This is a genomic window from Rhodococcus yunnanensis NBRC 103083 (assembly GCF_001895005.1).
Classification (GTDB): domain Bacteria; phylum Actinomycetota; class Actinomycetes; order Mycobacteriales; family Mycobacteriaceae; genus Rhodococcoides; species Rhodococcoides yunnanense.
In genome coordinates this window covers 22206-35307 of sequence record NZ_BCXH01000027.1, presented here as the reverse complement: position 1 = coordinate 35307, position 13102 = coordinate 22206, and the positions used below count along the sequence as shown (strand labels likewise).

12 protein-coding genes are annotated in these 13102 nt (G+C 66.5%); 3 read left to right on the top strand and 9 right to left on the bottom strand.

Annotation, left to right across the window (positions count from 1 at the left end):
- Nucleotides 1-78: 78 nt before the first annotated feature.
- A complete protein-coding gene (locus RY1_RS27690; RefSeq protein WP_072807258.1) occupies nucleotides 79-498 on the bottom strand; it encodes an HIT family protein in 420 nt (139 codons plus the stop codon).
- A 61-nt stretch (nucleotides 499-559) separates the two neighbouring features.
- Here RY1_RS27690 and RY1_RS27685 point away from each other — a divergent pair, with 61 nt between their 5' ends.
- Nucleotides 560-1363: an HAD-IIA family hydrolase gene (locus tag RY1_RS27685; protein ID WP_072807257.1), complete on the top strand. Its 804-nt coding sequence runs from the start codon at nucleotides 560-562 to the stop codon at nucleotides 1361-1363.
- A 6-nt stretch (nucleotides 1364-1369) separates the two neighbouring features.
- Here RY1_RS27685 and purB read toward each other — a convergent pair whose 3' ends face one another.
- Both purB and RY1_RS27675 read right to left on the bottom strand, forming a co-directional pair.
- Nucleotides 1370-2788, bottom strand: coding sequence for an adenylosuccinate lyase (purB, locus tag RY1_RS27680; protein ID WP_072807256.1), 1419 nt, complete (start codon nucleotides 2786-2788; stop codon nucleotides 1370-1372).
- A 25-nt stretch (nucleotides 2789-2813) separates the two neighbouring features.
- On the bottom strand, nucleotides 2814-3461 hold the full coding sequence (locus tag RY1_RS27675) for a TetR/AcrR family transcriptional regulator (RefSeq protein ID WP_072807272.1): 648 nt from the start codon (nucleotides 3459-3461) through the stop codon (nucleotides 2814-2816).
- A 65-nt stretch (nucleotides 3462-3526) separates the two neighbouring features.
- Here RY1_RS27675 and RY1_RS27670 point away from each other — a divergent pair, with 65 nt between their 5' ends.
- Nucleotides 3527-4522, top strand: a complete 996-nt coding sequence (locus tag RY1_RS27670) for a threonine aldolase family protein (protein WP_072807270.1) — start codon at nucleotides 3527-3529, stop codon at nucleotides 4520-4522.
- 1 nt (nucleotide 4523) lies between these two features.
- On the opposite strand, the gene RY1_RS27665 is transcribed toward RY1_RS27670, so the two are convergent.
- The 4 genes from RY1_RS27665 to RY1_RS27650 form a co-directional block, all read right to left on the bottom strand.
- The gene (locus RY1_RS27665) at nucleotides 4524-5636 is read right to left on the bottom strand and encodes a pyridoxal phosphate-dependent aminotransferase (protein WP_072807271.1); all 1113 of its coding nucleotides are present in this window, start codon (nucleotides 5634-5636) and stop codon (nucleotides 4524-4526) included.
- A 149-nt stretch (nucleotides 5637-5785) separates the two neighbouring features.
- Nucleotides 5786-7036 carry a phosphoribosylamine--glycine ligase gene (purD, locus tag RY1_RS27660; protein ID WP_072807255.1) on the bottom strand — a complete coding sequence of 417 codons (1251 nt, stop codon included), beginning with the start codon at nucleotides 7034-7036 and terminating at the stop codon, nucleotides 5786-5788.
- Nucleotides 7037-7157: 121 nt separating this feature from the next.
- Nucleotides 7158-8339 carry an MFS transporter gene (locus tag RY1_RS27655; protein WP_072807254.1) on the bottom strand — a complete coding sequence of 394 codons (1182 nt, stop codon included), beginning with the start codon at nucleotides 8337-8339 and terminating at the stop codon, nucleotides 7158-7160.
- Between the two features lie 138 nt (nucleotides 8340-8477).
- Nucleotides 8478-9101 carry an FMN-dependent NADH-azoreductase gene (locus RY1_RS27650; RefSeq protein ID WP_072807253.1) on the bottom strand — a complete coding sequence of 208 codons (624 nt, stop codon included), beginning with the start codon at nucleotides 9099-9101 and terminating at the stop codon, nucleotides 8478-8480.
- A gap of 170 nt (nucleotides 9102-9271) precedes the next feature.
- Here RY1_RS27650 and RY1_RS27645 point away from each other — a divergent pair, with 170 nt between their 5' ends.
- Complete coding sequence (locus RY1_RS27645) at nucleotides 9272-9676, top strand: winged helix-turn-helix transcriptional regulator (protein ID WP_072807252.1); 405 nt, start codon at nucleotides 9272-9274, stop codon at nucleotides 9674-9676.
- Nucleotides 9677-9854: 178 nt separating this feature from the next.
- Here RY1_RS27645 and RY1_RS27640 read toward each other — a convergent pair whose 3' ends face one another.
- The gene (locus RY1_RS27640) at nucleotides 9855-11849 is read right to left on the bottom strand and encodes a glycosyltransferase family 39 protein (RefSeq protein ID WP_072807251.1); all 1995 of its coding nucleotides are present in this window, start codon (nucleotides 11847-11849) and stop codon (nucleotides 9855-9857) included.
- Entirely contained in the window at nucleotides 11846-13087 is a 1242-nt protein-coding gene (locus RY1_RS27635; RefSeq protein ID WP_072807250.1) for a bifunctional glycosyltransferase family 2/GtrA family protein, read from the bottom strand. Before RY1_RS27635 ends, RY1_RS27640 begins: the two co-directional genes overlap by 4 nt.
- Nucleotides 13088-13102 lie beyond the last annotated feature (15 nt).

Below are 13102 nucleotides of genomic sequence, written 5' to 3'. Positions count from 1 at the left end.
CCCTGCCCCACACTGTGTTCGGCGCTCACGTCGGACGACGGGCGGTAACGAATCGCGCCGAGAGGACGAAAATCGCCCTCACTTCAGAATGCCCGCAATGAGGAAAGCCTGCCGGTCCAATTCCGACCGCGGCGGCGACGTCGGGCGACCCCGCAACCCGAACCCGTCCCCTGTCGTTCGAGGGATCACGTGCAGATGCACATGGAAGATCTCCTGCCCCGCGACCTCACCGTCGGCCAGGAAGAAATTCACTCCGGCCACGCGCGGATCACTCGCCCGCAGCGCGGCCGCCACCTTCTGCCCGACGACGAAAATCTGCGCGCCCGTCTCCGGATCGAGTTCGGCGAGACTGCGCGCCCGAAGCCTCGGAACGACGAGGACATGCCCCTGCGTGAACGGCCGAATGTCCATGAACGCAACCACTGACGCGTCCTCGTACACCATGCTCGATTCGGCGTTCCCGGCAATGATTTCGGCGAAGATCGTGTACGGATTCATATCGATCGAGTCTAGGACGACTGAAACTGCGGCGACGGTGAGCCGCGACTAGAGTTCTGCCATGGGAATGCTAGGCGGGGTTCTGTTCGACATCGACGGCGTTCTGGTCACGTCGTGGAAGCCCGTGCCAGGAGCCGCGGAGACGCTCGACTACCTCGACAGCAAGGACATCGCGCGCGCGTTCCTCACCAACACCACGTCGAAGACCCGAGCGCAGATCGCCGAGGCGCTCACGAATGTCGGAATGCCCGTGCACGCCGACGAGATCGTCACTGCGGCATCACTCACCGCGGACCATCTCCGCGAGACGTATCCCGGTGCCCGCACGGTGATCGTGAACAACGGTGACATCACCGTCGACATGCCCGGCATCGAGTTCGTCGACGAGGATGCAGGCGATCCGGACGTCGTCGTCGTCGGCGGGGCCGGCCCGGAGTTCACCCACGAACGCCTCAGCCGTGTCTACGACTGGCTGTGCCGCGGGATCCCCGTCGTTGCGATGCATCGCAGTCTCATGTGGACCACCGGCGCCGGTCTCCGAATCGACACCGGCATGTACCTGGCCGGCATGGAGAAAGCATCGGGGCACAGGGCCAAAGCCGTCGGGAAGCCTGCGCCGTTGGGTTTTCAGACGGCCGCCGAACGCATGGGCGTCGACCCGGTGGATGTCGTCATGGTCGGCGACGACCTGGACAACGACGTGCTCGCTGCCCAGGTCGTCGGGATGACGGGTGTGTTGGTGCGGACCGGAAAGTTCCAGCAGGACACCCTCGATCGTCGGGCGAAACAGGAGTTCGGTCTCCAGCCCAATCATGTGATCGCCTCGGTCGCCGACCTTCCGGATCTGCTGCGCTCACGCCCGTAGCCGGACTTACAGAATCGGCGACGGGGTGTACTTCGCTCCGGCGGGGAACTGACTGAGCAATGTCTCGACCTCGGCGACGACGGACGCGACCTGAGATTCGGCGGAACCGATGAACACCGACTTGTCGGCCAACGCGGCGTCGAGCCCGGCGCGGTCGAGCGGAATCCGGTCGTCGGCGGCGAGACGATCGAGCAGGTCGGGCTCCTGGCCCTTCTCCCGCATCGCGAGTGCGACGGCGACGGCGTGTTCCTTGATCGCCTCGTGTGCGGTCTCGCGCCCGACGCCTGCACGGACCGACGCCATCAGAACCTTCGTCGTCGCCAGGAACGGCAGGTACCGCTCCAGTTCCTTGGCGATGACGGCCGGGTACGCACCGAACTCGGCGAGCACGGTCAGGAACGTCTCGATCATGCCGTCGATGGCGAAGAACGCATCAGGCAACGCAACGCGCCGCACGACCGAGCAGAAGACGTCGCCCTCGTTCCACTGCGCGCCCGCGAGTTCCGCGCCCATCGACGCGTAGCCGCGCAGCACGACCTGCAGTCCGTTGACACGTTCGCAGGAGCGGGTGTTCATCTTGTGCGGCATGGCCGACGATCCGACCTGACCCGGCTGGAATCCCTCGGTGACGAGCTCGTGGCCCGCCATCAGACGGACGGTGTGCGCGAACGACGACGGTCCCGCTCCGACCTGAACCAGCGCGGACAGCACGTCGTGGTCGAGCGAGCGCGGGTAAACCTGGCCGACGCTGGTGAGCACGTGACGGAACCCGAGGTGGTCGGCGACGAGACGTTCGAGCGCGGTCAGCTTCGACGCATCACCGCCGAACAGGTCGAGCATGTCCTGCGAGGTTCCCATCGGGCCCTTGATGCCGCGCAGTGGGTACCGCGCGATGAGTTCCTGTACGCGCGTCAGTGCGATGAGCAGCTCGTCTGCGGCAGAGGCGAATCGCTTGCCGAGCGTGGTGGCCTGCGCGGCTACGTTGTGGCTGCGTCCTGCCATGACGATGGAGGAGTACTCGGCTGCACGCTCGGCCAGCCGCGCCGCGACTGCGACACCGTGCGAGTGCACGTGTTCGAGTGAGCGAAGTATCTGCAGCTGCTCGACGTTCTCGGTGAGGTCGCGACTCGTCAGGCCCTTGTGGATGTGCTCGTGGCCCGCGAGCGCATTGAACTCTTCGATGCGCGCTTTGACGTCGTGACGGGTGACGCGCTCACGGTCTGCGATGGACGCCAGATCGACCTGGTCGACGACGCGTTCGTAGTCGGCGATCGCGGCCGAGGGCACGTCGACGCCCAACGAGGACTGCGCTTTGAGAACGGCGATCCACAACTGCCGTTCGAGAACGATCTTGTGTTCCGGAGACCACAGGGCCACCAGTTCTGGACTTGCGTAACGGGTGGCGAGGACATTCGGAATGGTCACGGAGGCCCAGTCTACCGATGGCTCGTCACTGGCCCGCAGGCGCGACCACGTCGATGACCTCGAGGAGCATGCTGCGTGCCATGGCCCGCGGTTCGGGGTCGACCTCACCCAGCGCGCCGACGACGGCACCGTCGACGACCGCCACGAGGCGTCGCAGCTGCTGTTCGCGGACGACGCGGCCGGACCGTCGCAGTACGTCGGTCAGCAGATCGTCGATCTGTGCCCGCAGCCGCAACTGGACCTCGCGGAGTTCGGGGTGCCGGGCGGATGCGATGAATCGCTCGTACCGCGCGATCAACCGCTCGCGTCCCTCCTCGGCACCGTCCTCGGGACCGATGAGGAGATCGACGATGAGTTCCACGGTCGATTCGACACCGCAGTCCAGGTTGCCCAGTTCGCCGATCCGGCCACGCATCACTTCGAGTTCACGGTGTCCGAGCACTTCGACCGCACACGCGATCAGGTCGGCGAGGGACTGGAAGTAGTACGTCGTCGACGCCAGCGGCAGCCCTGCTCTCGTGGCGACGGCGCGGTGCCGGACCGCGTCGAACCCACCTTCGACGAGTAGGTCCGCAGCGGCACACGACAACGCGTGTCGGCGGCGCACTCCCTTCGGAGTCGCACCCGACACCCTGTGCGGCGTTCCGGCGGGTACTGCGGACATTCGAGTCATCGTGCCAGTCCGCGCTGTCGCGTTCGACTGAAACGCGGCATTCACGGTGTGGAATCGTGAAGATCATGCAACTTCGAACCATCGACCTCCGCTCGGACACCGTCACCCGCCCGGACGCTGCCATGCGAGCTGCCATGGCCGACGCAGAAGTCGGCGACGACGTGCTCGATCGGGACCCGACCATGGCCGCGCTCGAGGAACGTGTCGCGTCGATGTTGGGGTACGACGCGGCGCTGTGGGTGCCCAGTGGATCGATGTCGAACGTGATCGCGTTGATGCTTCATCTTCGGCGCGGTGACGCGTTTCTCGCACCCGATCATGCGCACGTCCTCGGCTCGGAACTCGGGACGGCGGCGTGGCTCGCGCAGGGAATGCCGCGGCCGCTCCCCCACGACGGCGGCCCCGGACGACCGTCGGCAACGGCGATCCGCGACGCGGCCGGAGCCCCCGGCCCGTACTTCACGTTGAACACGACGCTGCTGTGTCTGGAGAACACGCACAACTTCGCCGGCGGAACCGTGTTCGGCGTCGCCGAGTGGAACGAACTGCTCGGTGCCGCGCGGGAGAAGGGGCTGCTCGTCCATCTCGACGGCGCCCGGGTGTGGAATGCGGCAGCATCACTCGGCGTCGCGCCGGGCGAGCTCACCCGCGGCGCAGATACCGTCTCGGTCTGCCTGAGCAAAGGCCTCGGCGCACCCGTCGGATCGGTTCTGGTCTCGGATTCCGATCGCATCACCGAGGCCAGGCGTGTGCGCAAGATGCTCGGCGGCGGCGTCCGGCAGGGCGGGGTGCTGGCCGCGGCCGGCCTGCTCGCACTCGACAATGTCGACTCGCTGGCAAGCGATCACGCCACCGCACGTCTGCTGGCGGACGGCTTGCGCGAGCGCGGCTGGACCGTGGCGGAGCCGGAGACCAACATCGTCCTCGCCGACGGCCCTCTCGGGGTCGAGGAGTTGGCTCGTCTCGGAGTTGCGGCGGTCTCCGTCGTCGGCAAGGTGCGTTTCGTGACGCACCGCGACGTGTCCGAGACCGATGTGCGCGAGGTGTTGGCGCGCATGTGAGTCAGCGCTTCAACTCCGGCGCAAGGCGCTCGAGGGCCGCGTGCATGTCGGCGGTCGCACCGGCGAAGGAGAAGCGCACGGTGTGATGGCCGTGGACGGTGTCGAAGTCGACGCCGGGAGCAAGGGCGACACCGGTGGTCGCCAGGACCTGCTCGCACCACGCCCGTGAGTCCTGCGTCAGGTGCCCGATGTCGGCGTACGCATAGAACGCGCCGTCGGCGGGTGCCAGATCGGTGACGCCCAGATCGGCCAACCCGTCGAGCAGGATCCGGCGGTTGACGCCGTAGCGACGCACATGGCCGTCCAGCTCGGCGCGCGATTCTGCGGTGAATGCTGCGATCGCCGCTACCTGCGAGATCGCGGGCGGGCACACGGTCATGTTCGACGCCAGGCGTTCGACGGCGCGGTGCAGATATGCCGGCAGCAGCATCCAGCCGAGTCGCCAGCCCGTCATCGAGAAGTATTTCGACACCGACCCGATCACCACCGATTCACGCGAGGTCTCCCACGCGCTCGACGTGCGCACGTCGCCGTAGGAGATGCCGTGGTAGATCTCGTCGGAGATCAGCAGCGTGCCGTGCGACTCGCACCAGCGCGCGATGGCGGCGAGCTCGGCGGCGTCGATGATGGTGCCGGTCGGGTTGGCGGGGCTGGCGACGATCAGGCCTTTCGGGGCCTCGGGGAGAGCGTCGAGCATCGCCACCGTCGGCTGGAATCGAGACTCGGCTCCGCAATCGAGTTCGACGACGCGGCACCCCAGTGCGGTCAGGGTGTTCCGGTACGCCGGGTAGCCGGGTCGAGCCATGACGACGGTGTCGCCGACGTCGAAGGCTGCTAGAAACAGCAGCGTGAACGCGCCGGACGAGCCGGTGGTGACGACGACGTCGTCCGCATGGACCGGCACCGCGGCCTCGTGTGCGTGGTACGCCGCGATGGCTTCTCGCAGCGGGAGGATTCCGAGGGTCTCGGTGTATCCGAGCAGGTGCGCGTCGAGTGCATCCCGTGTCGCCTGCAGTACGGGGATCGGCGCCGACGTCGACGGCTGCCCTGCCGCGAGCGAGAGCACGTCACCGTGCGTCCGGGTCCGCACGGCAGCGGCTTTGAACACGTCCATCACGTGAAACGGCTCGATCTCGGATCTCTTGGATGCTGCCCTGCTCGGCTGTGTGACCACTCTCCGAGGTTATCCGGCGCGGAAGTGGCTGTATCCGACGACAGGTGGCCTGCAGCAGGAACGGGCCGCACCGGAGTCGACGGCACCACTCAGAGTGAAATGCGGCCCTCGAGCGCGGCAAGACCGATGTCGGTGCGGAAGTGACTGCCCGGCAGCCTGATTGCGTCGATTTTCGCGTAGGCATCCGAGCGAGCCGCCGCGAGATCCGCTCCGGTGCCGACGACGCTGAGTACGCGTCCGCCCGCCGATACGACGGCGCCGTCCTTCACCGCGGTACCTGCGTGCAGAACGCCGTCGGCGTCGGCACCGGTGATCGCGTCGCCGGTGCGCGGACGACCCGGGTAGTTCTCGGCGGCGAGAACGACGGTCACTGCGGCGCCGTCCTTCCACTGCAGCGGCGCCAACGATCCGAGTGTTCCGGTGGCGACCGCGTTCAGCGCCTCCCCGATCGGCGAATCGAGCAACGACAGCACGGCCTGCGTCTCGGGATCACCGAAGCGACAGTTGAATTCGACGACCGCGGGCCCGTCGGCGCCGATGGCCAACCCCGCGTACAGCAGACCCGAGAACGGGCAGCCGCGCGCGACCATCTCGGCCGCGACGGGCTCGACGACGTCGGAGACGATCTGCTGCACCACGTCGGCGGGGAGCCACGGCAACGGGGTGTAGGCACCCATGCCGCCGGTGTTCGGTCCGGTGTCGCCGTCGCCGACACGCTTGTGGTCCTGCGCGGGCAGCAGCGGCACGACGGTCGTGCCGTCGACGAGGCAGAACAGCGACACCTCGGGTCCGTCGAGGAACGATTCGAGCAGCACCGGGTGCCCGGTTTCGAGGAGTTCGGCCGCATGGTCGCGCGCGACGAGACGATCGGTGGTGACCACTACGCCCTTGCCCGCTGCGAGCCCGTCGTCCTTGACGACCCAGTTCGGGCCGAAACGATCGAGTGCTTCGTCGAGCCTGGCCGGCGAGTCCACGATCTCGCTGTGTGCGGTGCGCACACCGGCGGCTGCCATGACGTCCTTGGCGAATGCCTTGGAACCCTCGATGCGGGCGGCGGCAGCGGAGGGACCGAACGTCGCGATGCCTGCGGCGCGGAGTGTGTCGGCGACACCGAGCACGAGCGGAACCTCGGGTCCGATGACGACCAGGTCGGCGTGCACCGTGCGAGCGAGGTCGGTGACGGCCTCACCCGAGGCCACGTCGACGGCATGCTGCTCGGCGAGCTGTGCCGTGCCTGCGTTGCCCGGCGCGACCAGCAGCGCGCTGACGTTCGGGTCCTTGCTCAACGCAAGGAGGAGGGCGTGCTCACGAGCACCGGAACCTATGACGAGTACGCGCACAGTGCATCAGACTATCGGGTGCGGTCGCAGGCCCCCTCCTGGCCCGAGGTCCGCACGCGCGCCGAGGGTGTCGAAGCCCACATCTGGTACGACCGTCTTGGATTGCAGGTGTCATGACAGTTCATCCCGCGCGCGTGCGGTAACCGAACACGGCGGCGGCAGCGGCCAGTACGGCAGCAAGCGTCAGGCACAGTACCGGGAATCCTGCGGGTGCGAGGGCGGCTGCCAGCAGCGGTGCGGTGCAGGCGCCGATGCCGATCAGAAACCCGTACCCGGCCATGGCGACGCCGCGGTCCGAGTCGGCGGCAGCACTGACGGTCGCGACGACGGACGGCACGGCCAGCCCGAGGCCGATCATGAACACTGCCGACCACACCGCGACGGTGAGGACGGAGGTCGCTGTCGCCACGAGCGCGACGCCTGCGCTCGCGGTGGCCAGCGCGAGCAGTCCTACTCGCGCCGATCCCCACCGTCGGATCAACGGTCCCCCGAAGATGCCCAGCAGAATGCCGGGGATGCCGACCAAGCGCAGAAGGTAGAGATCGAGTAGATCCCCGGTACCGAGCACCTGTTCACTCGAAATGCTGATGCCCGAGTACAGGCCGACGAAAGCCAACAGCAGCGTCACCGCCGCCAGGTACGACGCCGATATCGCCGGAATTCGGACAAGCCGTGCCGCAGAACGCAGTTGCTCGGCCGACGAGCGCGCAGCGACGGTGTTCCTCGCCCGAGGCAGGCGAAGCACCAGCACGGCGACGACGACCAACGGCACGGCGGATGCGGTGAACACCACACCGATTCCGACGCTGCGTACCCCCGCGAGCCCGAGCCCCTGTCCTGCTATCCCGGCGAGGAGGAAGCAGCCGGAGACGATCGCGAGACCGATCGGGCGCAGGCGCGGCTCCAGCACCTCGCCGAGGTAGGCAAGCGCGACAGCCGCGAACGCCGCGGTGAAGAATCCGCCCACTCCCCTGGCCAGGAACAGCACCAGCGCCGAGCCCGCGTGTCCCGCGGTGAGCGCGGCACCTGCCGCACCGACGAGGCCCACAGCCATCACGGACCGGCGATCGCGTCGGTCCGAGTACGGCCCGAAGAACAGATTCCCGAGCCCGAATGCGAGCCCGAAGGTGGCCAGCATCCACGCGGTGGTGGCGTCGGACATGCCGTATCGCTCACGGAGCCGAGGCGACATCGGAATGACCAGGTACAGCTGCATCAACGCACTGACGGCGCCGCATGCCAGCACGACGATCAGCCCGATGCCGACGGCGGCTCGCGGTGGTGACGTCGTCTTCTCGGTCATCACGAGCGGTCCACCTCCGGCAATTCCACGACGACCTTTCCGAATACTCTCGCCTCGTGCGTCGCGGCGATCGCGGCGAGAGGGAACCGATGAGTGGGCAACACCGAGAGTTCCGCGGTGATCTTTTCTCGAATCGGGTCAGAAATCTGCCGCTGCCTTGCGCGCCAGGTCCTTGTGCTGAGCGAAGTCTTCTTCCGGTGTAGCGGTGAGGACGGTCGGGGCGAATCGCAGAACCGACACGTCGGTGATTCCGACGAACCGTAGCCAGTCGTCGAAGAAAGTGGTGGCGAAGTCCGCTCCGAACTCGATCGGAACACCGGGGGCGTACACGCCGCTGGTGTACGTGACGAAAGCTCGTTTGCCGGTGACGAGTCCCGAGTAGCCTGCGGCCGGGTCGAATCCGAACGCCCAACCCGGCTGTGTGACGATGTCGATCCACTGCTTGAGCACGTACGGAACGCCTGCGTTCCACATCGGAACGTTGAAGACGTACGCGTCGGCTGCCGCGAACCGGTCGAAGACGGCGCGCGCGGCATCCCATGCCTCGACCTGTTCCGGTGTCTGTTCCTGGCCCCCGAACACTGCCATCTTGGCTTCGGCTGCGACAGAGCCGAACTCGGGGAGCGTATCGGCGAACAGGTGCCACGTGTCGACCTCGACTGCCGGGTCACGCTCGGCGAGAGCACCCAGAAAGGTTTCGGCGATGGCCAATGATTGGGAGCCCGGCCGCGCGGATGCGTTCACATGCAGAAACTTGGTCATTGTTGCTCTCCTGACGTACGAATCGTGACGCGATAAGCTCGCACCACAAGAACTTGCTCGACTCGGGGTTCGGTTTCAATACGGCACTTTCGAGTGCCCAGGGAACCTCGAGGTGCCGGACATATCGGTTCCGGAACGGAATTCGACAACACCGAAGGACGCGAGAAACCATGACCATGACGGCGGATCAGTACCGTGAACAGGCAAAGAAGCAGTACAGCGTGTACCTGGAACAGTGCCCGGCGCACCAACTTCTCGACACGTTGTCCAACAAATGGGTCTCTCTCGTGCTCTGCGCGCTGTCCGACGGCGCTCACCGACACAGCGAGTTGCGTCGAGTCATCGCAGGCGTGAGCCAGAAGATGCTCACCGCGACCCTGCGCACCCTGGAGCGGGACGGCATCATCGATCGTCAGGTGCTCTCAGCGTTTCCCCAGCACGTGGAGTATCGGTTGACTCCGCTCGGCGCCAGTCTGCTGCCTGTGGTGTACGGGATGAAGAATTGGGCCGAACAGAACATGTCCGACGTCATCGAGCACCGAAACCGCTTCGACACCGACTCTTTCGGTCAGTGAGACTCTTTCGATCGGTAAGGCTGGTGGTCTCGGCAACGGGATACCGGGGCCCTGGTCAGCTTTGCCGCGGCGCCCGAGAGGAGGTACGGCGTCTCGTTGACCGAGCAGGAGATGGTGGAAGCCGAAACCTTCTCCCGCATAGCAACTCTGGTCAACGAGAGCGCCGATTCCCGATCGGTTACCCGGTGAGGTCGTACAGTGTGACGCCGTCGACCGTGGTGGCGGCGTAGTTCGCGGTGACCCATTCCGAGATCTCGGCCGAGGTGCCTGAATTGCTACCGCCCATTCCTCCGCTCGCGATGAAGTAGTGGATCCGGCCCTGCTCGACGTACTCCTGGAACTCCTCCAACGTCGGTGACGGATCGGTACCGTTGAATCCGCCGATGGCCATGACCGGCTCCTCGGTGGCGAGCTGGTAGCCCGATGCACTGTTCGATCCGATTGCCGCGGCCACCCACGTGTAGGACTCGGCGTCGGCGTCGAGCAGCGAGGTGATCTCCGCGGTCGGGGTGCTGCCACTGAGCAACCCGCCCGCTGCGCCGCCCATACCGTCCGTGCCGCCCATTCCGTCTGTACCGCGCGTGCCACCCTGACCACCTGCGCGGCCGTCGGAAGCCGGCATCTGACCGGCGCCGTCCCGCATGCCACCGGGCATGCCACCGCGGCCGCCGCCGAATCCGCCCATTCCGGTCGACGGGCCTGCCGTCACGATGGATCCGGTGTGCGGGGTGTCGATGGTGTTCACCGCGTATGCGGTCGGCCCGGCGAGGCCTGCGAACATCACGGCGAGAATCGACGCGGCAGCGAGCTTTCCACGAGTCATCGCAGGCACCAGCAGAAGCACTGCGCCGATCACGCCGACAACCAGGATCGCCCAGCGGAGCCACGGCACGAAGTCGGCGCTGCGGCCCAACAGAATCCACGCCATCGCCGTTGCGGCAAGGGTTGCGACCGCCAGGGCGATCCGGACTGGGAATCGGTCGCGGTGACGCCACGCCAGGACGCTTCCCGCGCCGACCAGTGCAGCGATCGCCGGCGCCAAGGCCACCGTGTAGTAGGAGTGGAAGATGCCTGCCATGAAGCTGAATGTCAGGCCGGTGACCAGCAGCCACAGTCCCCACACGCCGAGTGCGGCTCGCTGCGGATCGGTACGGCGCGCCCGGCCGCGGAGTACCGTTCCGAGCACGAGAAGAATCAGCGCCGACGGAATCAGCCAGGCGATCTGGCCGCCCTGGGACGAGTCGAACATGCGGGTGATGCCGGTTTCTCCCCACATGCCGCCGCCTGCGCCGCCTGCACCCGCACCTGCACCTGCACCTGCACCGCCCGGGGTGACGCTTCCGGTCTCGTCGCCGCTGAGTCGACCGAGCCCGTTGTAGCCGAGTGTGAGTTCCAGAATGGAGTTGTTCTGCGAGCCACCGATCCACGGCCGCGACGACGCAGGCCAGAGTTCGACGACCACCAGCCACCAGCCGGCGGAGACGATCGCCGCGCCGAGTGCGGCGATCAGTTGAAGGAACCGCTTGACGAACTTCGGCGGGCCGGCATACAGGTACATCAGCGCGATCGGCGGAATGACGAGCATGACCTGCAGCTGCTTGGTCAGGAACCCGAAGCCGACGAACACTCCGGTGAGTACCAGCCAGCGCGTGCGGCCGTCCTCGACCGCGCGCATCGAGGCCCAGACGGCCGCGATCATCAGCAGCACGAGGAGCGCATCGGGGTTGTTGAAGCGGAACATCAGTGCCGCGACGGGAGTGACGGCCAACGCGAGCCCGGCGAGGAGCCCTGCTGCCGAACCGAATTGACGCCTGATCGTCGCCCACAGCAACGCGACGGACCCGACGCCGAGCAGTGCCTGCGGTATCAGCATCGCCCATGAGCTGAGCCCGAATATCCGCACCGACAGCGACATCAGCCACAGCGACATCGGGGGCTTGTCCACCGTGATCGAGTTGGCGGCATCCGACGAGCCGAAGAAGAATGCCTTCCAGGACACCGAACCGGCTTGCACTGCAGCGGAATAGAACGAGTTGGCCCATCCGGAGGCGCCGACGCCCCAGATGTAGGCGACGGCGGTGCCGATCAGAAGTGCAGCGAGCCCGATCCATTCCCACCGCGTGCTGGTCTTCTCGATCGGTGCGTCGACGGGACGTTCCATCAATGTCGTCACTGCTGCACGTCCTCGGTGCTACGAAACACCCAGCGAAGGGCGACGAATCGGCAGACCGTGGCCACGAGGTTCGCGACCACGAGCACGGCGAGTTCGACGTGCCGGGACACATCGGGCGCCGCGGCATGCAGAATGGCGAGCGATCCACTGGTGAGCGCAAGCGCAACTCCGAAGACCACGAGCCCTTGCATCTGATGCTTGCCTGCGCCCTCGGACCCTCGCACACCGAAGGTGAACGCGCGGTTCGCCGCCGTGTTCAGCACTGCGGTGATGAGCAGACCCATGAAGTTGGCTGCCTGCGCACCGATCAGGGGATGCGCGATCAGATACAGCAGAGCGTAGGCCAGTGTGCTCGCGACTCCGATGATGCCGAATCGCATCATCTGTCCGACCATTCCGTGCGGCACTCCGGCCACGAGCGGCTCCCGTCCGAGGCTCTTACGGAGAGCCGCTACCGGCAGCGCGCCGGTGGCGAGCGCGCGACCGACGCGCCAGCACCCCTGTAGGTCCTTCACTGCGGTGTCGACGATGTTGACGCTGCTGTCAGGGTCGTCGACCCAGTCGACGGGGACCTCGTGGATACGAAGCCCGACTTTCTCGGCGATGACGAGGAGTTCGGTGTCGAAGAACCATCCGGTGTCCTGTACGAGCGGAAGAAGTTGACGGGCAACGTCGGTGCGCATTGCTTTGAAGCCGCACTGGGCGTCGGAGAATTTCGCGCGCAGCGAGGTACGCAGAATCAGATTGTAACTGCGCGAGATGAATTCACGCTTGGCTCCGCGCACGACACGGGATGCACGGTTGAGGCGCGAGCCGATCGCGAGATCGGAGTGTCCCGACAACAGCGGGGCGATCAGCGGCATCAGCGCATTCAGGTCCGTGGAGAGGTCGACGTCCATGTACGCGACGACGTCGGCATCGGAGGCGAGCCACACCGCTTTGAGTGCGCGTCCTCGGCCCTTCTCCTCCAGGTGGTGAACTCGCACACCGTCGATCTCGTCGGCCAGACGATGCGCGACGGCCAGTGTGCCGTCGGTGCTGGCGTTGTCGGCGATGGTGATCTGCGCCCGGAAAGGGATGTTCTCGTCGAGGTGCGCATGCAGGCGCCGGATGCACTGTTCGAGATCCGCCTCCTCGTTGTAGACGGGAATGACCACCTCGAGCGTGGCCGTCGCGCTGTTGCCCTGCCCCGAGCCGGGCTCACGGCCGTCTGCTCGTAGTAGCGAGTTCGATGTCATGTGTTCGAGATTCGA